The 18,801-nt window shown below is 61.0% G+C and carries 14 protein-coding genes; 10 read left to right on the top strand and 4 right to left on the bottom strand.

Going from position 1 to position 18,801, the window contains the following annotated elements; genetic code table 11:
- The first annotated feature begins 529 nt into the window (after positions 1 to 529).
- The 6 genes from QB905_RS12880 (at position 530) to QB905_RS12905 (ending at position 8,022) form a co-directional block, all read left to right on the top strand.
- Positions 530 to 4,045, top strand: a complete 3,516-nt coding sequence (locus QB905_RS12880; RefSeq protein ID WP_282975425.1) for an intermembrane phospholipid transport protein YdbH family protein — start codon at positions 530 to 532, stop codon at positions 4,043 to 4,045.
- Between the two features lie 108 nt (positions 4,046 to 4,153).
- Positions 4,154 to 4,336: a YnbE family lipoprotein gene (locus tag QB905_RS12885; protein ID WP_282975426.1), complete on the top strand. Its 183-nt coding sequence runs from the start codon at positions 4,154 to 4,156 to the stop codon at positions 4,334 to 4,336.
- Positions 4,337 to 4,353: 17 nt separating this feature from the next.
- Positions 4,354 to 4,740: a YdbL family probable chaperone protein gene (locus tag QB905_RS12890; protein ID WP_282975427.1), complete on the top strand. Its 387-nt coding sequence runs from the start codon at positions 4,354 to 4,356 to the stop codon at positions 4,738 to 4,740.
- A 130-nt stretch (positions 4,741 to 4,870) separates the two neighbouring features.
- Positions 4,871 to 6,016 (top strand): acyltransferase family protein, encoded by a 1,146-nt coding sequence (locus tag QB905_RS12895; RefSeq protein ID WP_282975428.1) that lies wholly within the window; start codon positions 4,871 to 4,873, stop codon positions 6,014 to 6,016.
- Between the two features lie 50 nt (positions 6,017 to 6,066).
- The gene (locus tag QB905_RS12900; RefSeq protein ID WP_282975429.1) at positions 6,067 to 6,921 is read left to right on the top strand and encodes a CHAP domain-containing protein; all 855 of its coding nucleotides are present in this window, start codon (positions 6,067 to 6,069) and stop codon (positions 6,919 to 6,921) included.
- Between the two features lie 108 nt (positions 6,922 to 7,029).
- A complete protein-coding gene (locus tag QB905_RS12905; RefSeq protein WP_282975430.1) occupies positions 7,030 to 8,022 on the top strand; it encodes a magnesium transporter CorA family protein in 993 nt (330 codons plus the stop codon).
- A 17-nt stretch (positions 8,023 to 8,039) separates the two neighbouring features.
- Here QB905_RS12905 and QB905_RS12910 read toward each other — a convergent pair whose 3' ends face one another.
- Positions 8,040 to 9,239: a pentapeptide repeat-containing protein gene (locus QB905_RS12910; protein WP_282975431.1), complete on the bottom strand. Its 1,200-nt coding sequence runs from the start codon at positions 9,237 to 9,239 to the stop codon at positions 8,040 to 8,042.
- A 98-nt stretch (positions 9,240 to 9,337) separates the two neighbouring features.
- Positions 9,338 to 9,823 carry a Fur family transcriptional regulator gene (locus QB905_RS12915; RefSeq protein ID WP_282975432.1) on the bottom strand — a complete coding sequence of 162 codons (486 nt, stop codon included), beginning with the start codon at positions 9,821 to 9,823 and terminating at the stop codon, positions 9,338 to 9,340.
- 170 nt (positions 9,824 to 9,993) lie between these two features.
- Here QB905_RS12915 and QB905_RS12920 point away from each other — a divergent pair, with 170 nt between their 5' ends.
- Both QB905_RS12920 and QB905_RS12925 read left to right on the top strand, forming a co-directional pair.
- The gene (locus tag QB905_RS12920; RefSeq protein ID WP_282975433.1) at positions 9,994 to 12,165 is read left to right on the top strand and encodes a TonB-dependent receptor; all 2,172 of its coding nucleotides are present in this window, start codon (positions 9,994 to 9,996) and stop codon (positions 12,163 to 12,165) included.
- An 84-nt stretch (positions 12,166 to 12,249) separates the two neighbouring features.
- The gene (locus QB905_RS12925; RefSeq protein WP_282975434.1) at positions 12,250 to 13,038 is read left to right on the top strand and encodes a SapC family protein; all 789 of its coding nucleotides are present in this window, start codon (positions 12,250 to 12,252) and stop codon (positions 13,036 to 13,038) included.
- A gap of 171 nt (positions 13,039 to 13,209) precedes the next feature.
- Here QB905_RS12925 and QB905_RS12930 read toward each other — a convergent pair whose 3' ends face one another.
- On the bottom strand, positions 13,210 to 13,623 hold the full coding sequence (locus tag QB905_RS12930) for an acyl dehydratase (RefSeq protein ID WP_282975435.1): 414 nt from the start codon (positions 13,621 to 13,623) through the stop codon (positions 13,210 to 13,212).
- Positions 13,624 to 13,750: 127 nt separating this feature from the next.
- Here QB905_RS12930 and QB905_RS12935 point away from each other — a divergent pair, with 127 nt between their 5' ends.
- Both QB905_RS12935 and ispG read left to right on the top strand, forming a co-directional pair.
- Positions 13,751 to 15,040, top strand: coding sequence for a helix-turn-helix domain-containing protein (locus tag QB905_RS12935; protein ID WP_282975436.1), 1,290 nt, complete (start codon positions 13,751 to 13,753; stop codon positions 15,038 to 15,040).
- Between the two features lie 108 nt (positions 15,041 to 15,148).
- On the top strand, positions 15,149 to 16,270 hold the full coding sequence (gene ispG / locus QB905_RS12940) for a flavodoxin-dependent (E)-4-hydroxy-3-methylbut-2-enyl-diphosphate synthase (protein WP_282975437.1): 1,122 nt from the start codon (positions 15,149 to 15,151) through the stop codon (positions 16,268 to 16,270).
- A gap of 249 nt (positions 16,271 to 16,519) precedes the next feature.
- Here ispG and QB905_RS12945 read toward each other — a convergent pair whose 3' ends face one another.
- Positions 16,520 to 18,778: a putative bifunctional diguanylate cyclase/phosphodiesterase gene (locus QB905_RS12945; protein ID WP_282975438.1), complete on the bottom strand. Its 2,259-nt coding sequence runs from the start codon at positions 18,776 to 18,778 to the stop codon at positions 16,520 to 16,522.
- Positions 18,779 to 18,801 lie beyond the last annotated feature (23 nt).

The raw sequence follows: 18,801 nt of genomic DNA on the forward strand, positions 1-18,801 counted from the left end.
CCTTGCCTAGGTTCGCTGAAAACAGGCTGTTCCATCAAATTTGGCATTTCAGATGTCCTGAAATCCCCGGCCAAACCCGCCTCGCCCTGACCGAAATCACTCAAAAGAAAACCGGCGTCGGCTTTGAGCCTTGTTATCCCAAACCTGCTTACGCCAAAAAAAGGCGAAAATGAGGCGCGCTCACAGCTCACAGCGCTGAATCTGTCAGGCCGTTCGGGCCTTACCGGTGCTGGAATCCTGCTGAAAACAGGTTAACAAGGTGTTAAGATGTGGAGATGTGGGCGCATTCGCCTGTCAGGAGATTTTTTCACGAGGGCTTTATAAGTTGTGGAAAAATGCCGAACTCCCCATTTTACGGCCATGCGGCGGTCTGTGGCGAAATGCGGCGGGCGATGAGGCATGACAGGCGTTTTTTGCGTCATTTCGGCACAAAATATAAACAAGCCTCCATTTTTTTAACAGGTTGTGGTGATACTGACGTTAGACTCACCGATAGAAAGTCAACAAAAAGGTTTGAAATCCGCCACCTATGACTTCGCCTGTTTCCCTTCATGATGATGACGCTTTGTGGTTTCCCGTGGCCGTGGGCGCGGGCGAAAGCTTTTCGCGTCCCATAGGCGCGGATGGCGCGGCCCGGCATGAGGGTGAGGAGGACGGCATCGGTCTGCCGCGACGCACGGGCACATCAGACGGCGGGCCGAAAGGGCCTAAGAAAAGAGGCGGTGTGCGGGCATCGAGCTGGCTGTGGCTGACCCTGTGGGGCGCGGCGGCGGCGGGTATTGTCGTCTATGCCGCGCGCAAGGATATTGCCGCCGAAATCGCGCAGGGCTGGCTCAGCAGCCAGGGCGCGCACGGGCGCGTGCATTTCGACCAGTTGAGCCTCAGCCATGCCGAGGGCAGCCTGCTGATAGGGCCGCCAGGCCAGCCCGATTTCAGCCTTGATCATTTTGAGGTCGATTACACGCTCAATCCATTCGCGCGCGCCGGTTTGCCACTGGCGCGGGTGACGCGGGCGCGTCTCGTGCATCCGGTCATGCAGATGGCGCTGCATGATGGCAAGCTGAGCTACGGCTCGCTCGACAGGCTGGTGCAAAACATCCTGAGCGCTCCGCCTTCCAAGGCACCGCCGCCGCACGATATTCTGGTCGAAAACCTGTCGGTGCGGCTGGCCACTGATTACGGCCCGATGCGCGGGCTTGGCAATATCAGCCTGCATGACGGGCAGTTGACCTCGCTCAATCTGAACATTCCTGCCGGTCATTTCAGCGGGCCTCTGGGTGAGGGCGATCTGGGGGAGGCGCAGATTCTGGCGCGTTCGGTGCAAACGGCGCAAAATGGCGAACAATTGCACCTTCAGGCGCGGCTGACCGGCGATAACTGGCGCATCGGCGAAAACGGCAGTCCTGTCGAGGATGTCAATGATGGTGAAATGGTGGCGGCCAGCGATGTGGCGTTGACGCTCGACGCCTTGCTGCCATACCGCAAATCGAAATCGCTGGAGGACGCCTTCAGCGGCGCCAGCGAAGCCACGCTGACCGCACAGAGCGCGATGGTGGCGACGGGCGGCACGGTTTTCGATGGCCTCGACGCCACGCTGAAACTGGCCGGTTCGCTTAAAAGCGGCGCGTCCAGCGGCGGATTCAATGGCGCAGCCTACCTGTCGGCCAATGCCGGGGCGGTTCATAGCGGCGTGCTCGATGCGCGTTCGCTGCATCTGACCGGCGACAAGCTGGCCTTGCAGACCCAGTATAATAACCGGACGGGCGTTACCCTGTCGCTCAACGGGCCGGTGAACGGGCAGATCGGTCACCTGCAACAGGGTGATCTTGCCATCGACGATGCGGCGGTCGATCTTGGCCGTCTGGTGCTGGTCAGCGATTCGGGCGGCGCTCAGGCCGATTTCGACGGCCAGATGCGTCTGGGACGGCTGGCTTCGGGCGGTGCGGCCCTGACTCAGGCGCGGCTGCGCCTGACGGGGGAAGGGCGCAGCGATGCGGCCTCCGGCGGCTGGAGCCTGACGGCGCAGAGCGACATCGACGCCAGCGGTCATTATGGTGGCCTCGATGCGGCGGCGCAAGGTCGGGCGGCGCGGGTTGCGGTGACGGCGGCACCCGGCGCGCCTGTGCCTGCCCAACCGGCCGATGCGATGGTGGCGCTTGATCGTGGCTTTGATCACTTTGCCCTGCACGCTCAAGGTATTGGCCTTAACCTGGCCTCGGGCGGCGGCGATACAGGCACACACATCACCTTGCGCCTCAAGGATCAGCTTGCGCTCGATCTGGCGGGGGGCGGTCAGGTCATTGTCAAGCCGGTCAGTGGCAAGGCCCTGTTCGACAGCCAGTCGGGCGGCGCGCTGACCGCGGCTTTAAGCGGGCCCGACCTGCCGCAAGGCACGCTCGATGTCAGCGGTTTCGGCCTCGATCCGCACGGTAATGCGGTGGGGCAGTATCATCTGGCAGGGCGGCTGGATGTCGCACCTGTGGCGGGGGCGCAGTTTGACGGGCAGGGCCGGTTTGCCACGACGCCCGACGGCGGCTTGACGGCCAGCCTGACCGATCCGGCCAGCTTTACGGCGGCTTCGGCGGAACTGGGTGATCATGTCGAGCATCTGAAGGCAACCATCATACCCGATCAGCAACCGCTTCTGCGCATGACGCCGCAAGGCTGGCATGTGGCGGCCAGCTATGACGGCCTGAGCTTTGACGCACCCAATGAGCAGGTGGCTTTTGGCGGCGGCAAGGGTGACTTCACGGCCTTTTCGATCCCCGGCAGCGAGGCCACCGGCCTGACGGCGGCGCTCTTGTCAGGGCAGGTCAGCGATGCGCTGACCGGCGCTGCCACACGCTTTCATCCCTTGCAGATTCAAGGCGCTATGAAGCAAAATGCCCAGGCCATGACCGGGCGCTTCTATGCCGCGACGCCGCAGGCCAAGGGCGCGGATGGCCAGCCCTTGCGGATCGCGCAGATCGACCTTGATAATGGCGTCACCAGCGGACGCGGCAGCCTGACCTTTAAAACGCTCGATCTCAGCTTCTCACCACAGGGTCTGCAACCGGCGCAACTGACCCCGATGGCCTCGGCCTTCAGCCATGTGACGGGCCAGGCGAGCTTTACCGGCGGTTTTAACTGGGTGGCCGATAAGGTGACGAGCGGCGGGGTTCTGACCCTTGACGGGCTGGATTTCACCGGTGCCACCGGGGTTTCGCAAGGGCTGAACGGCAAGCTCAGCTTCACCTCTTTGTCGCCGCTCACCTCCGGCCCCGATCAGCGCATCAGCGTAGCCACGATGCAGGCAGGGCTGCCGTTGAGTGATCTCGAAGTGGGTATGCAGTTTTTCGGCGACCGGCTGGCCATTGACGAGGCGCATGTCATGACGCCGGGCGGGCAGGTGCGCTTTGAGCCGATGGATATTCCGTTCGACACCGCCACGCCCATCCACGGCACCATTGCCTTCGACGGGCTCGATTTCGGCAAGATTGTCGCCGCCACCAGCCTGGCCACCAGTATGAGTTTTGACGGCACCCTGACTGGACGCCTGCCCTTTGCGGTCGATAACGGCCATTTCACGGTCAGCAATGGCAGCATGGCTTCGGACAGGCCGGGGCGCATTTCTGTGAAGCGTCAGGCCGTCACCGGGGTGGACGCCACGGGCAATGTGACCAGCAAGGATATAGCCCCCGGCACGGCTGCCGTGGCCGCCGCCAATGCCGACGCGGTGGCGGCTTCCGATCCGAATTTCAACCCGTTCCAGGATCTCGCCTATCAGGCCATCGAGCATATCAGCTACGACGAAATCGACGCCAAGGTGAATTCGCAGGCGGGCGGCATTCTCGACAACAGCTTCCATATCAAGGGTTCTTTCGATCCGCCGCAAAAGCAGAAGGCGACGATCAGCCTGTTCGACTATATCAGCGGCGCCTGGATGAAGAAGCCGATCAAGCTGCCTTCGGGCACGCCGGTGGAACTGTATCTCGATGTGCCGGTCAATCTCGATGAAATCCTCGGCGATCTGGGCGCTTACAGCAGCGATACGGCAGGGAAATAGAGGCAGGCGGCGGTTCATGCCGAATCTGCGCCAATAAGCCGTTCCGTTCAGCCCCGGTTCAGCCTATACAGGCCTATGATGCGGTCATGATGATCTGAGGAGCCCTGTATGAAAACACTAATCGCTCTGGCGACCGCCGCCTTATGCGCCTCTGCGCTGGCGGCCTGTACGCCTTCGGTGAATGTCAATGTCAATCTGGCGCCGATCTATGCCAAGCTTGATGTCAATGTGAAGGTTCAGCTCGATCAGGACGTGAAGGCCCTGGTGCAGCAGAATCCTGACCTGTTCTAATAGAAATGAGGCTTGCCATGAAATCCCATTCCTTCCTGAAAGCTGCCGCCATCGCGGTTTCCCTGTCCGGTGCGGCGGTTGGCGCGATCTGCCTGACCACGGCCCCCGCCTATGCTGACATTGCCACGGCGAAGGCGCTGGTGGATGCCGCCAAGGCCACCGGTACGGTCGGTGAAATGAGCACCGGCTATCTCGGTTTCGTCAAGGACAGCGGCAGCAACGCCCTGAAGGTGGCGGTCGATGAGATCAATGCCGGACGCAAGCAGGTCTATGCCGAGGCAGCGGCCAAGAACGGCGTGTCGGCACAGGCTGCGGCCATTTCGGCCTATACTAATGTGATCGTGCCCCGGCTGAAATCGGGCGAATTTTACCAGAATGCGGCGGGCAACTGGGTTCAGAAATAGTCTCTGCCGCACCGGATCATGAAAAATCCCCGTGATCATGTCGCGGGGATTTTTTATGTAACCCTGGGCGGCACATATCCTGCATAGGCAGTTGCGAATTCCCATGTTGGGAGCCGAATTGGAACAGGTCATGCCACAGGATCATCTCAAGCCGCTCACCTCGCTGCGTTTCTTCGCCGCCACCTGGGTCGTGCTCTATACCTATATTCACGAGCTGAAGGGCGCGTTTGACATAGGCGTGTTCGACAAGGGCTATCTCGGCGTCGATCTGTTCTTCATCCTGTCGGGTTTTATCCTGTCCTATGTCTATCTCGAAGCCTTTGGCGAGCGCCGGTTTACCTATGGCCAGTTCATCGTGCACCGGCTGGCGCGCATCTATCCCCTGCATATCGCCACGCTCGGCTTCACCCTGCTGCTGATCGCCGCCGCCGCCCTGAAGGGGCTGCATCTCGATCCGAATGCCGATAACTGGGCAGCCCTGCCGGCGCATCTGTTCCTCGTTCAGGCCTGGGGACTGGCGCCCACGGCTTCGTTCAATCATCCGTCCTGGTCGATCTCAGCCGAATGGTTCGCCTATCTGACCTTCCCGGTCACCGCGATGCTGGCCATCGCCTTGCGCAAACGCCCGATGGTGGCGGTGGGACTGGCTATGGGCTTTATGGCCGTGATCTATACCGTGTTTCAGGCCATATCCGGTTTTCCGCTGACTGAGGCCACCTTCCAGTGGGGGGCTTTACGTATCGTGCCGTGCTTCCTGTACGGCAGCGCGCTGTTCCTGGCATGGCGCGCCGGTGCCGTGGCGCGGCCGCGTGTGGCTCTGGCCGGTGCGGTGATTGCCAGCCTGACCGTGATCTTTGCGGCCAGTTTTGCACCGTCGGATCTGTTGATCGTGCTGGCGCTCGGCCTGCTGGTTCTGTCGCTGGCCGGACTGGCGCCGAAGCCAGGTGAAAGCGGCCTCCTGTCCAGCCGTGTGCTCATCTATCTCGGCGAAATCAGCTTCGCCACCTATATGATCTATGTGCCGTGGAAGTGGGTTTATCTGAAAGGCGTGGACAGGCTGCTCGGCCTCGAAGGTCATGGTCTGCCGTTTGTCTGGTGGCTGGCCGGACTGCTGGCCCTGGTGCCCTTATCGATGCTGGCACATCATCTGGTGGAGCGCCCGTGTCGCAAGATTGTGCGGTACTATGGTGAAAAGTGGCTAAAATCGGGCACTTACGCAAAAGTGAACAGGGTTAATTTTCTACACCAGCCGCACGAAAAGAGGTTTGAAAATTAATCTTTCTGTTGTACCCAAGACACGGAGTCACAAATCACGGAGTTGAGTGCGTGAAAAAAACCGTGTCGGCGTTCGCTTTTGCCATGATCACCCTATGCACTGCCAGTCCGCTTTATGCGCGGACGGTGAGCCATGCGAAAGCCCGTTCTTCGCACCATGTTTCTGCCTCAACCCCTTATTTGCAATGCGTTACCTTTGCCCGTCAGTTAAGCGGAATCCAGATTTTCGGCGATGCCTGGACCTGGTGGGAAAAGGCGACCGACAAGTATGATGAAGGCCATGCGCCCAAGCCCGGCGCGGTTCTCGTCTTCCGTCCGCAGGGCAAGATGCGCCTCGGCCATGTTGCGGTCGTGACGCAAATTATCACCAATCGCTACATCCAGGTTACCCATGCCAACTGGTCGCCGATCAATGGCCGCCGGGGTCAGGTGGAAGATCACGTAAATGTGCTCGACGTGTCCGACAAGGGCGACTGGAGCAAGGTCAAGGTGTGGTACGGCCCGCTGAACGACCTCGGCACCACGGTCTATGACACCTATGGCTTCATCTATAATAATACGCCGCAAAAGGTGGCCGAGCCCGAAACCCAGCCGCAGACATCACCAATGGCCGCCCCGGTTCAGGTGGCCGTCACGGATACGCCGGCATCGATACCGGATGAGCTGAAAGCCGCGCTCACGCCCGGTAATACGCAAGGCTTCCTGAATGCGAAGGCCAGGCCGGTCACAGTATCGGCCCACGTCAAGGGCAAGGCCGCCGCCCAACTGGTGGCGCAGATCGATAATGATGCGCCCGATGATTCGCCAAAGCCTGTGCTCAAGTCCGTTAGCCATAAGGCCCACGCTAAAAAAGCAGCGGAAAGCCATGCCAAACGCCGTCATCATCCCGGCTTGCGTCATCGCTAAGGCCCGCGACGCAGCCAGGCCCCGATAACACCTGATCAAAGCTGATTGCGTGGCCCGGCCACAGCCTGTACAGGGCTTTCCGATCAACCGCCATGCACCGGGGGCAACATGTTCAGTCTGTATGCGGCGGGCCGCGACGCGGAAATCTGCACCGATCCCCATCAGGCGGACGCGGCTCTGTCGGAAGCGACCTGGCCGGACACGGTCTGGATCGACCTGCTCAAGCCGGTACGCGATGAAGAGCTGAAGCTGGAGGCGCGACTCGGCGTGCAATTGCCGACGCGCGAAGACATGGCCGAGATCGAAGCGTCGAGCCGGCTCTATCTCGAAGACGGAGCGGCCTTCATGACCGCCCAGATCGTCTTTTTCGGCGGGCAGGCCCATTTGCAGAGCGGGCCGGTCACCTTTGTGCTGGCCGGGCAGCGTCTCGTCACCATCCGCTATGTCGAGCCGGCCTCTTTCACCATTTTCCGCGATCACACCCTCAAGCAGCCGCTCCTCTGCGCTGATGGGCCGGCTACCTTCCTCAATCTGCTGGATGTGATCATCGACCGCACCGCCGACCTGATCGAAAAGACGCAGGGCGGCATCGACGAATTGTCGCGCTCGATCTTCACGTCGCGCCGTCACAAGCGGCTGGAAGACGTACTGATCCAGCTTGGCAATGCCCAGAACGACATCGTCAAGATCCGCGATTCGCTCGTCACCTTCGCGCGCCTGACCGCCTTCGCCGCCGGGCTTGATCCGGCCCTGACACGCGGCAAGGCGACCGGCAGCCAGGATTTTCAGGATCGCCTGCATACGATGAGCCAGGACGTGGCTTCGCTAAGTGACCACGCCACCTATGTGTCGGGCAATATCGCCTTTCTGCTCGATGCGGCGCTGGGCCTGATCAATGTCGAGCAGAATTCGGTGATGAAGGTGATTTCGGTCACCTCGGTGGTGTTTCTGCCGCTGACCCTGATCGCATCGATCTACGGCATGAATTTCGACCACATGCCCTTTTTGCACAATCCCGATGCCTTCTGGGCGTCGCTGATCATCATGTTCGCCATTGCGGTGGCGCTGGTCTGGTGGTTCCGCGCCAAGCGCTGGGTATAGGTTTCAGGTACATTCGATCAGGCGCGCTCGGTGAGGGTGTAGTTACAGCCCTTGTCACGGACATGATCGAGCACGGCTTCCAACATGCGCGCCCGCGTCAGGTCGGCATTGATCAGGCTGGCATAGGGCAGGCGGGCGCGCGACAGATCGCTGCGCAGGATGCGGCCTGCGCCCAGTTCGAGCGGGCCGAGATTAGCTCCTTCGAGATTGGCGTGGCCGAGTTTGGCACCGATCAGGCGCGCGCCGCGTAAATCGGCCCCGCTCAGATTGCAGCGACGCAGATCGGCATTGACGAGATTAGCGCCCTGCATCTCGATACCGCTCAGATCGAGGCCGAAAAAGACGCCATTCTCGGCCTCCAGCGTGGACAGGCTGCGTTTGCGCAGGTCGTCCGCCAGGCGGAAATCGACGCCGTTCAGGATTTGCCGCGTGCCTTGTGCGCCACCGGTTTTGACCCAGGCCTCGTGGCTGGCGATGCATTCGATCAGCGGGTGATCGTCGATATAGACCGGTTGCGGGCCATCGAGCACGCCGGTCTTGTCGGCTTCGCTGAAATTGCAGCCCGCCGTGGTGGTATCGACCATGATGGCGTCGGTCAGATCGGCCCCGGTCAGGTCGGCGCTGGTCAGATTGGCGCCGCTGAGATTGGCGCTCGACAGATTGGCCTTGCGCAGCTTGGCCTGCGACATGACCGCGCCACTCAGATTGGCGTCGCGGAAATCGGTGGCGACGGCCTGGGTGCCGTTCATGCGCGCCCCCGACAGGTCGGCCCCGGTCAGGACAGCGTAATCGAGTTCGCCCGGCCGCTTTTCGTGCTTCATCAGGCGCAGCCCCTGCTTTTCGTCCTTGAAGGCAATACTGCCTTCGCGCAGGTCACAGCCGATCAGGCTGGCGGCGGTCAGGTTGGCCCCGCGCAGGCAGGCCCCGCGCAGATCGGCGCGATCAAGGCGGGCAAAACGCATATCGGCATTGCGCAGATCGGCACCATACAGATTGGCGCGGATGAAATTGGCGTCGCGCAAGGCCGCCCCGTAGAGCCGCGCCCCGGTCAGATTGGCGTCGCTTAAGTCAACGCCTTCCAGCTTGACGCCGGTCAGGTCGATATAGCTGAGATTGGCGATACGGTCGCCGGGCCGCCGGGCCTTGAACATGGTGTGCAGTTCAAGAATATGATGCAGGGACGCCTGATCGAGGTTTTGCAGGGTGGCGGCGGACATGCGGCGCTTTCAGATTGTGATCACGTCACCTCTATAAGCGCGGCTTCTGAGTCGTTACAAGCGCATCCGTAAGGGAAGCGCTCTCACGCCGGATTGTGTCAGCCCGCCGTCTGGCAGGCGCGGCACAGCCCGCGCGCTTCCAGGGTGACGCGCGTCACCTGAAAGCCGTTGCGCGCGGCGCTGGCCTCGATGTCGGCCAGGGTCGGCAGGGCGATTTCCTCGCTGGAGCCGCAGCACTCGCACAGTAAAAAGCCCGCCGTATGGGCGTGATCGCGTGTGTCGCAGGCCACGAAGGCATTGAGGCTCTCGATGCGGTGGATCAGCCCCATCTGCTCCAGGAAGCTGAGGGCGCGGTACACGGTGGGCGGCTTGGCCGCGCCATCGGGGTGGAAACGGTCGATGACATCATAGGCCTTGATCGGGCCGCTGGCCTCGAGGATCAGCTCATAGGTGCGCAGGCGCGACGTGGTCATGCGCTCGCCGGAATCGACGCACAGGGCCTGGGCCTCCAGCAGGCGCGCGGCCTTATCGACCGGTTTCAGGTCATGATCGTGATCGTGGGTATGTTCGCATAGATGGCTCATCCCTCTAAAGTAGGACGAGTTGCAACTTTTCGCAACGGCAGAGGGTGTCGCAGGCGGGAAGCGTGCAAAATAGCCGAACAAAGTGTAATAATGTATCAAACCGGCTTGACGATGGTTACAATATTACATAACAGATGTGGCAACGCAACATATTCGCCGGAGCCTGCCGCATGTCACCCACTTTCCGCCATCTTGTCCTTGCTGGCGCTTCTTTTTTGGCGCTTGGTGCCGGGCTTGCCCAGGCCCAGACGTCGACCCCGGCAGACTCAGGGAGTGCGACAGCGCAGACTGATGACAAATCAGGAGATGACAGGCCCACCGAGGTCATCGTGCGGGCGCGCAGGCTCGATGCGGCGCGCGACACGATCCAGCCCGATGTCGGCGGCTCCACCTATACCCTGCCGCAGGCTATGGTGAAGGCTCTGCCAGGTGGCGATAATGTCGGGCTTAATCAGGTGATTTTGCAGGCGCCGGGCGTGACGCAGGATTCTTACGGCCAGCTTCATGTGCGCGGCGATCATAATGGTCTGCAATACCGGCTGAACGGCGTCATCTTGCCGGAAGGCTTAAGCAATTTTGGCGATGTGCTGAGCCCGCGCTTTGCCGCCAGCATCCAGTTGGTGACCGGAGCCCTGCCTGCCCAGTACGGACTGCGCACGGCGGGGGTGATCAATATGTCCACCCAGTCGGGCATCAAGAATGGCGGTACGATGTCGCTCTATGGCGGCAGTCACGGCCTTTACCAGCCCAGTATCACCTATGGCGGCAGCCACGGCAATGATACCTATTTCGGCTCGCTCAGCTATGAACAGTCGCAGCTTGGCATCGAAGCGCCTTACAATACGGGCACGCCTCTGCACGACCGCACAGCGCAGATTATGGGCTTTGGCTATTATGATCACCTGCTTGATGATACGAGCCGTATTTCGGTGATGGGCGGGGTGTCGGACCAGTCGTTCCAGTTGCCGAATACGCCGGGGCTTAATTCGGTCGATGACGGCGCGGGCTATCAGGTCAATGGCGTTGACAGTTTCAGCAGTAACGCACTCGACAGCCATCAGAAGGAAACCACCGATTACGCGATTGTCTCCTATCTGAAAACGACCGGCGATTTTACCGGCCAGGTGTCGCTGTTCGCCCGCGCCTCGCGCCTGACCTATTATCCTGACTGGGACGCCGAACTGGCCTTTAATGGTGTCAGCCAGGCTGCTGACAAGCGCGACACATCGGTGGGCTTGCAGGCCGAAGGGGCATGGACGATCACGCCGCGCAACACCCTGCGCGCCGGTCTGATCTTAAGCGGCGACCGCAGCGTGTCGCGCACCACCAGCCATGTGTTCGATCTGGATGGCTCAGGCGCGCAAACCTCCGATACGCCGGTGGTGATTGTTGATAATGGCGCGAAATCCTCAGCCACTACCAGCCTTTACGTCCAGGATGAATGGATCGCCTTTACCGGGTTTACGCTCAATTACGGCCTGCGTTACGATAAGCTCGATTCCTATCGCAGCGAAGATCAGCTCAGCCCGCGCATCAATTTTGTCTGGACGCCAGAAGGCTTCAAAGGCCTGACCCTGCATGGTGGCTATGCGCGTTATTTCACGCCGCCACCCTATGAACTGATCGCCGGTCAGACCCAGGCGCTGTTTGCGGGCACCTCGTTCGATCTGTCGGGCCAGAACGACCTGCCCTATGCCCAGCGCGACAACTATTATGACCTGGGCGTGCAGCAGCGCTTTGGCCCGCACCTGACTCTGGGTCTTGATGCCTATCACCGCGTGGCGCGCTATCTGCTTGACGAAGGCCAGTTCGGGGCGCCGATTATCCTGACGCCCTTCAACTACAAATACGGCCGCAATACCGGCGTGGAACTGACGGCCAATTACGAAAACGGCCCGCTGACCGCCTATGCCAATTACGCGGTTTCCGAAGCCAAGGGCCGCCAGATCGTGTCGTCGCAGTTCAATTTCTCACCCGAAGATCAGGCCTATGCCGCCGATCACTTTATCTATGTCGATCATAACCAGACGACATCGGCTTCGATGGGCGTCACCTACCGGATCGGCAAGAGCCATGTGTCGCTTGATGCCATCTATGGCAGCGGTTTGCGCACCGACGGCGGCGCACCGGACTTCATCCCCAACGGCGCGCGCCTGCCGGCCTATACTCAGGTCAATGCTTCGGTCAGCCATGATTTCGCGCGTGGCATTACGGTTCGGCTTGATGTCACCAATCTGTTCGACCGCGCCTATGAAATCCGCGATGGCGGCGGCATCGGGGTGGGCGCGCCGCAATGGGGGCCGCGCCGTGGCGTCTTCGTGGGCTTAAGCAAGGACTTTTAACGCCTTCGGTCACAAGGCTTGCCGCATCCTAAGCCATGCGCTAGAAGCTTCATTCGTTTGTCTTTCAACATAAGCTTAAAAAACATGGCCCAAGAACCCACCAACGACGCTACGCTCTCAGGAAACGTCCTTTTCTACAAGTCGCCGGAACCGCTGAACCCTGAGGCGCACGCCGCCATGGGCATCAAGTCTGTGCCCAATCCGCACGCCTTCGTGGCCGAAACCAATGTCGTGCCGCTGACCGTTTCGGAATTTCCGGCGGCTTCGCTCAGCTATCCGATCGTCTTCATCGGTGAAAACTTCATGCCGGTGGCGGCGATGGGCCTGTCGGCCGGTCAGAACGTCTTCGTGTCGCCCGAAGGCGCGTTCCGGTCGGATTCCTACCTGCCGGCGTTTGCGCGCCGCTATCCGTTCGTCTTCGCCAATGACGAAGGCCAGGAGCGCATGATCCTGTGCATCGACACTTCGGCGCCGATGGTGGTGAAAACCAATCCCGACGTTGCCTTCTTCGCCGACGGCAAGGCTACGCCCTATGTCGATAACGCCATGCAGTTCTGCTCGGATTTCGAAAACGAGCGCCGGCGCACCGAATCCTTCGTCAAGCTGCTGCGTGACCTGGAGTTGCTGGCACCGCGCGAAACCATCTACCGTCCGCAAAACCCGGACGGTTCGGCGGGTGAACCGCAGAAGATCGCCGAATATTTCGCGGTCGATGAAAAGAAGCTCGGCGAACTGACCGGCGACAAGCTGGTGGAACTGCGCGACAATGGCGCGCTGACCCACATCTATGCCCACCTCAATTCGCTGCTGGCCTGGGATCGTCTGATCGCGCTCACCATCGAGCGTAACAACAACCAGCCCGTCGCCAACTAAGGTGATCAACAGGTTAAATAAGAAAAAGCTCCGGCAGCGTCCGGAGCTTTTTTGTTTGTGGCGCTCGACCGGCATTCGGAATTGCGGCGGAAGACGCGGCCCTCTTTACCCCACCGTCACCTTCGCTGCGCTCGCTGCCACCTCCCCACGCTTCGCGCAGGGAGGAGGGTGCTACTCAATCGGCGCTTTTGGCATACGCTGGAAGATCGAGCGCGTCAGGCATGAAAAAACAAGGCGACCGGCTTCATCGAGCAGGTCGTTCTGGGCGATGACCACGCCCTTGGTGTCGCCCACGGCGTCCTTGCCCATGACGGTGAGCCGTCCGCGCAGCAGTTCGCCGGGCGGCGGATTGCGCGACCAGCGCAGGGCATCGACGGCCAGGCGCTTGGTTTGCGGCCAGCTCAGCGAGGCCTCGGTTTCCAGCTTCGACCACAGGGTAAAGATCAGGGCATCGGGCAGGCCGTCAGCCGGGTCCCAGTGCGGCGCATAGCCCTTGCAAAAGGCGGTCAGTTCGTCTTCGGAAATCACGCCCGCGCCAATCGAGGCCACCTGACCGATCCATAAGTCGTCGAATGCTGCCGGCATGTTCGCTTAACTCCTGATCCTGTCCGGTCTTAGCGCGACTTGACCCTGAGGGCAATTGGAAAGCCGATGGCCGGTTGATTCTTGGCGGTGGCTATGGTTGTGTCGGGGCGCATGTAGTCGAGGCAATATGAGCACGTCCAAGACCCCGCCACCTGACCTGACGCCACCGGATCTGACACCACCGGACATGGAGCCGTCCGAAGGCCTGCGCGATACGCCCGGTATTATCGAAGATGAGCCCTATGAGGGGCTCTATCGCGGGGCGCAGCGTCCGTTGCTGGGCGCAGAAGGTGGCCATCAGCCGGATCGCTTCGATCTGGCCGAAATCCTGCGCGAAAAGCGCGAGGCCCTGGGCTGGAGCCTCGACGAGGTGGCCGACATCACGCGCGTGCGCCGCAACTATCTGGAGGCGCTGGAGCAGGCGGCCTATGATGTGCTGCCGCCGCGCGCCTTTGCGCTGGGCTATGTCAAGGCCTATGCCAAGGCGCTGGGGCTGGATGAAGAAACCCTGGCCGATATGTTCCGCCGCGAAGTGTCCGATCAGACTGTGCGCCTTCAGGCTCCATCGGGTGCCTCGCTCGAAGACGTCAAACCCAATTACCGCCTCTATCTGATCGTGGCCGGTTGTCTGGTGGCCGGTATCTTCATCTGGAACGTCTTGCAGCGCCAGACGGCGGGCCACGGCGCCAGGGCGCAGATGGCCGCTATGGACGCCTCTTCGTGGGCACCGGGTATGCCGCTGATCCATGACGGGGCGATTTACGTCACGCGACCCGGCGACGCCCCCAAGGATCAGGATATTCCCACCCCCTATGTCACGCCCGGCCTCGAAGCGGGTTTTGCCTCAATTGCGGCGGAAAATGATTCGAGCGAGGCCGCGCCCGTGCCGGTGCAGGACGTGCTGCAAATGCGCAAGGCCTTCAATCCGCGTGGCGCTGTGTATGGTGCCGAGCCGGAGAATTCGAATGTGACGATTCAGGCCACCAAGAGCGTCAACCTGGTGCTGCGCGCCACCGACGGGGCCATCTATTTCGTGCATCAGCTCATGGCGGGCGAGGCGTACCGCATACCGGACAACAGTCAGCAGGATGTGCTGGTCGATGTGTCCGATCCCACGGCGTTCGAGATCTACTATAATGGCGAATTTGCCGGAATGCTCGACGCGCCTGTCACCCAGGTGGCCAAGCTCAATGCGCGCGCCGTCCAGCTTGCCAGCGCGCTCGATGCCCGTCAGGCGCAGGAGGGTCAGATTATTGGCCGATCCGCGCCTGCGCCCGCCCCGGTGGTGCAGCCGGTGCTGCCGAAAAAGTCCGATGGCCCGATCCCCTATCTGCCCGCCGTGCGCAAGGCCGCGCCGCCCGCGGCCAGCGCCACGGCCTCTTCGGCGTCGGCCCCGGCTGCGGCGGTTCAGCCGTAATATTTTTTGAAGCCGCGCTTGTGACGTGGATGGCCTAATCTGATATAAGGCCCTGATATAAGACCCTGATATAAGGCTCAGGCCTTTCAATACGAGTTTTGCACGATTATGGACAGCCACCACCCCGACGACCGCAATCACACCCAGGTGCGTCCGTGGCGCACGATTGAGCGGCGCAAAAGCCGTCAGATCATGGTGGGCAAGGTGGCGGTGGGCGGTGATGCCCCGATCTCCGTGCAGTCGATGACCAATACCCTGACCTCGGACGCCCAGGCCACTTTGCGCCAGATCGCGGCGCTGGAAGAGGCGGGGGCCGATATTGTGCGTGTGTCATGCCCCGATGTCGAATCGACGGCGGCGCTCAAAACCATCGTGCAAAACACGCAAGTGCCCATCGTGGCCGACATCCATTTCCACTATAAGCGCGCCATCGAGGCGGCCAAGGCGGGAGCGGCCTGCCTGCGCATCAATCCCGGCAATATCGGCTCAGCCGAGCGGGTGAGGGAGGTTGTGCAGGCGGCGCGGGATTATGGCTGCTCGATGCGCATCGGCGTCAATGCCGGGTCGCTCGAAAAAGACCTGATGGACAAGTATGGCGAGCCGTGTCCCGAAGCGATGGTGGAAAGTGCGCTTTATCACGCCAATATCCTGCGCGACCATGATTTCCACGCGTTCAAGATTTCGGTCAAGGCATCGGACGTTTTCCTGACCGTGGCCGCCTATCAGCAACTGGCCGACGCCATCGACTGCCCGCTGCATATCGGCGTCACCGAGGCGGGGCCTTTGCGCACCGGCACGATCAAATCGGCCATTGGGCTTGGCAATCTGCTCTGGGCCGGTATCGGCGATACGCTGCGCGTGTCACTGGCCGCCGATCCGGTGGAGGAGATCAAGGTCGGATTCGACATATTGAAATCACTGGGCCTGCGCCATCGCGGCGTCAATATCATCGCCTGCCCGTCATGTGCGCGTCAGGGCTTTAACGTCATCGAAACGGTGGCCAGGCTGGAAGAACGGCTGGCCCATATCGCCAAGCCGATGTCTTTGTCGATCATCGGCTGCGTGGTCAACGGGCCCGGTGAGGCGCTCTATACAGATGTCGGCTTCACCGGCGGCGGGGCGGGTTCGGGCATGGTCTATATGGCCGGCAAGCCCGATCACAAGCTTTCCAATGACGACATGATCGAGCATATTGTCGGTCTGGTCGAGGCCCACGCCGAAACGCTATAAACGTCAGATTTTGGCTACGAAACGAAGTTCGGCGAAGCCAAAGCCACGATCTGTTCGGTTAAACCGGCAGTAAGATGTGAACCACGGAAAACACGGAAAACACAGACTCATGGCCTTGGCTATATAATGACAGCATAACCCATCTGCCTGACGCCGCCATGTGGCGATCCGTGTTTTCCGTGGTTCAAACAAATCCTTCGAGAGGCATTGGCAAGGCGCTGCGCGAACTTCGTTTCGTGGCCAAAAGCCTTAATTCGGCATTCTGGGCGACAGCTTGACCCTGGCGCGCGGCGCTTCAGGCGCACCGCCGTCATGGATGGTCAGGCGGCCCTCATTGCGCATCATCTCATCGATGGCTTCGGCGGCCACGGGGCGCGAGAACAAAAAGCCCTGGATGATATTGCAGCCCGCCTGACGCAGAATGGTCTTCTGGGCGCGGGTTTCCACCCCTTCGGCGATGACATTGAGGTTCAGCGCCTTCGCCAGCTTGATGATGGCGCGGATCACCGCCTCCGCTTCGGGATCGACGCCGAGATTGGAGATGAAAGAACGGTCGATCTTGATCTTATCGACCGGATAGCGGCTTAAGTAACCGAGCGACGAATAGCCGGTGCCAAAATCGTCGAGCGAGATGGTGAAGCCCATATGGCGCAGGTCGCGCAGCACGATCTGGGTGGTGCTGTCATCATTGAGCAGCACGCCTTCGGTGATTTCGATCTCGATCTGTTCGGCGCGCGTGCCGGTTTCGGCCAGCAATTCCTTGAGGCCCGCGAGGAAGCCCTTGCAGCGCATCTGGGTGGCCGACACATTGACCGCCACCTTGAGGCCGGGCCAGCGATGGGCGTCCTGCATGGCGCGGCGCATGATCAGGTGGCCGAGATCGTTCATCAGGCCGCACTCCTCGGCCAGCGGGATGAAATAGCCGGGGGCCACCGGCCCGCGTGTCGGGTGCGTCCAGCGGCACAGGGCTTCGATACCGACAATATGGCCGAAATGATCGACCTGCGGCTGATACACCACATCGATGTCGTCGGCGTGGATGGCTTCGCGCAGACCCGTTTCCAGCGTTTTGCGCAGCTTGATGGTGGCGTCCATCTCGATTTCGAAAAAGGCGTATTGGCCGCGACCCAGATCCTTGGCGCGGTACAGGGCCAGATCGGCCTGGCGCAGGGCTTCGGCGGGCTCAATGTCGCCGTCGTGCAGCAGGGTGACGCCAATCGAGCACGACGAGAAGACCTGGCCGCTTTCGAGGGTCACCTTGCCGGTCAGGGTTTCGAGAACGCGCTTGGCCAGGGCGGCGGCGGCGCGCGCGTCGGTATCGGTCTGGATAATGACGAACTCATCGCCGCCCAGACGGGCCAGCGTGTCGCATGAGCGGATGATGCCGCTGATTTTCTGGGCATTGTGGCGGATCAGTTCGTCGCCAGCCAGATGGCCCAGCGTATCATTGACATCTTTGAAGCGGTCAAGCCCGATGCACATGACGGCGACATGGCCGCCTTGTCGTTTGAGCCGTTCAGTGGCCTGATTCAGCCGGTCGGCGAACAGGGTGCGGTTGGGCAGGCCGGTCATGCCGTCGTGCAGGGCCATGTGCTTGGCCCTGGCCTCCGAAGCCACCAGGCCGCGCGCCGCCTTCTGGGTCTGGTGGAGCAGGATGATGGCGATCACACCTAAGCCCAGCGAAATCAGCAATACCGGGCCGAGCGCGTGCATGAAAAGCGTGCGGCCGGGGGCGTCCGGCATCCAGCTCAGCGTGGCAAGACTCCGTCCGCCGGGATGGCCGGTGCCGTCTTCACGATATTCGACCGAAGCGGCTCTCTTCGAACGTGTTTCGCCCGGCTTCAGCAGATGAATGCCAGGCACCATATAGTGTTGCGACAGGCGCAACAGTTCGGCGCTGGTCAGGGCGTGCAGGCCCACGACGGCAAAGGGTTTCGCCGTTTGCAGGGCTGAGTCGGTGCTGTCGGGCAGGATAAGCGAGGCCCCGATGATATAGATTTGGCCATCGAAAGTCATCAGACGGCCGATATGGTCGCTGTCGGCATTGGACGGCAGGCCGGAGGCTATGCGCTGGGCATGGATTCGACGCAGCTTATCGATCAGGCCAGCGGCGCGGGCGGCGAGTTTTTCATCCTCTCTGGGATCGGTGGGACGGGCATTATGATAGGCACCGATCACCTTCCCGGTATCATCAAGGATCAGGCTGGTTTCGAAATTGAGGAAGTTATGAAAATGCCGACCGATATTTTTGCTGATCCATGCCGGATTATAGCTGATTGCCGTGTTTTTGACCGCGTCGTCGTTGATGGTGACCGGCGTCATCAGTTGGGCATGATTATCGGCGATCTGATCGAGGCCCAGCCTGACGAGGGTTTGCTCGCGTGTCCGCGACAGCGCGTCGGCCTGATCGGCCCATATCCACAGGCTGCCGACCAGGGCGCAGACCGCCACGATGACGATCAGAGCCATAGGCGCCAGCAGCTTTAATTCACTCGGATTCTTTGTCACCAGGCTCTCATTCTGAGGCAAGT

It is taken from the genome of Asticcacaulis sp. EMRT-3, from assembly GCF_030027245.1.
GTDB lineage: Bacteria > Pseudomonadota > Alphaproteobacteria > Caulobacterales > Caulobacteraceae > Asticcacaulis.

What these genes read in the sequence shown, in the direction of transcription:
- QB905_RS12880 (WP_282975425.1), top strand. Translation starts at nt 530, where the DNA reads ATGACTTCGCCTGTTTCCCTTCATGATGATGACGCTTTGTGGTTTCCC.
- QB905_RS12885 (WP_282975426.1), top strand. Translation starts at nt 4,154, where the DNA reads ATGAAAACACTAATCGCTCTGGCGACCGCCGCCTTATGCGCCTCTGCG.
- QB905_RS12890 (WP_282975427.1), top strand. Translation starts at nt 4,354, where the DNA reads ATGAAATCCCATTCCTTCCTGAAAGCTGCCGCCATCGCGGTTTCCCTG.
- QB905_RS12895 (WP_282975428.1), top strand. Translation starts at nt 4,871, where the DNA reads ATGCCACAGGATCATCTCAAGCCGCTCACCTCGCTGCGTTTCTTCGCC.
- QB905_RS12905 (WP_282975430.1), top strand. Translation starts at nt 7,030, where the DNA reads ATGTTCAGTCTGTATGCGGCGGGCCGCGACGCGGAAATCTGCACCGAT.
- QB905_RS12910 (WP_282975431.1), bottom strand. Translation starts at nt 9,239, where the DNA reads ATGTCCGCCGCCACCCTGCAAAACCTCGATCAGGCGTCCCTGCATCAT.
- QB905_RS12915 (WP_282975432.1), bottom strand. Translation starts at nt 9,823, where the DNA reads ATGAGCCATCTATGCGAACATACCCACGATCACGATCATGACCTGAAA.
- QB905_RS12920 (WP_282975433.1), top strand. Translation starts at nt 9,994, where the DNA reads ATGTCACCCACTTTCCGCCATCTTGTCCTTGCTGGCGCTTCTTTTTTG.
- QB905_RS12925 (WP_282975434.1), top strand. Translation starts at nt 12,250, where the DNA reads ATGGCCCAAGAACCCACCAACGACGCTACGCTCTCAGGAAACGTCCTT.
- QB905_RS12930 (WP_282975435.1), bottom strand. Translation starts at nt 13,623, where the DNA reads ATGCCGGCAGCATTCGACGACTTATGGATCGGTCAGGTGGCCTCGATT.
- QB905_RS12935 (WP_282975436.1), top strand. Translation starts at nt 13,751, where the DNA reads ATGAGCACGTCCAAGACCCCGCCACCTGACCTGACGCCACCGGATCTG.
- ispG (WP_282975437.1), top strand. Translation starts at nt 15,149, where the DNA reads ATGGACAGCCACCACCCCGACGACCGCAATCACACCCAGGTGCGTCCG.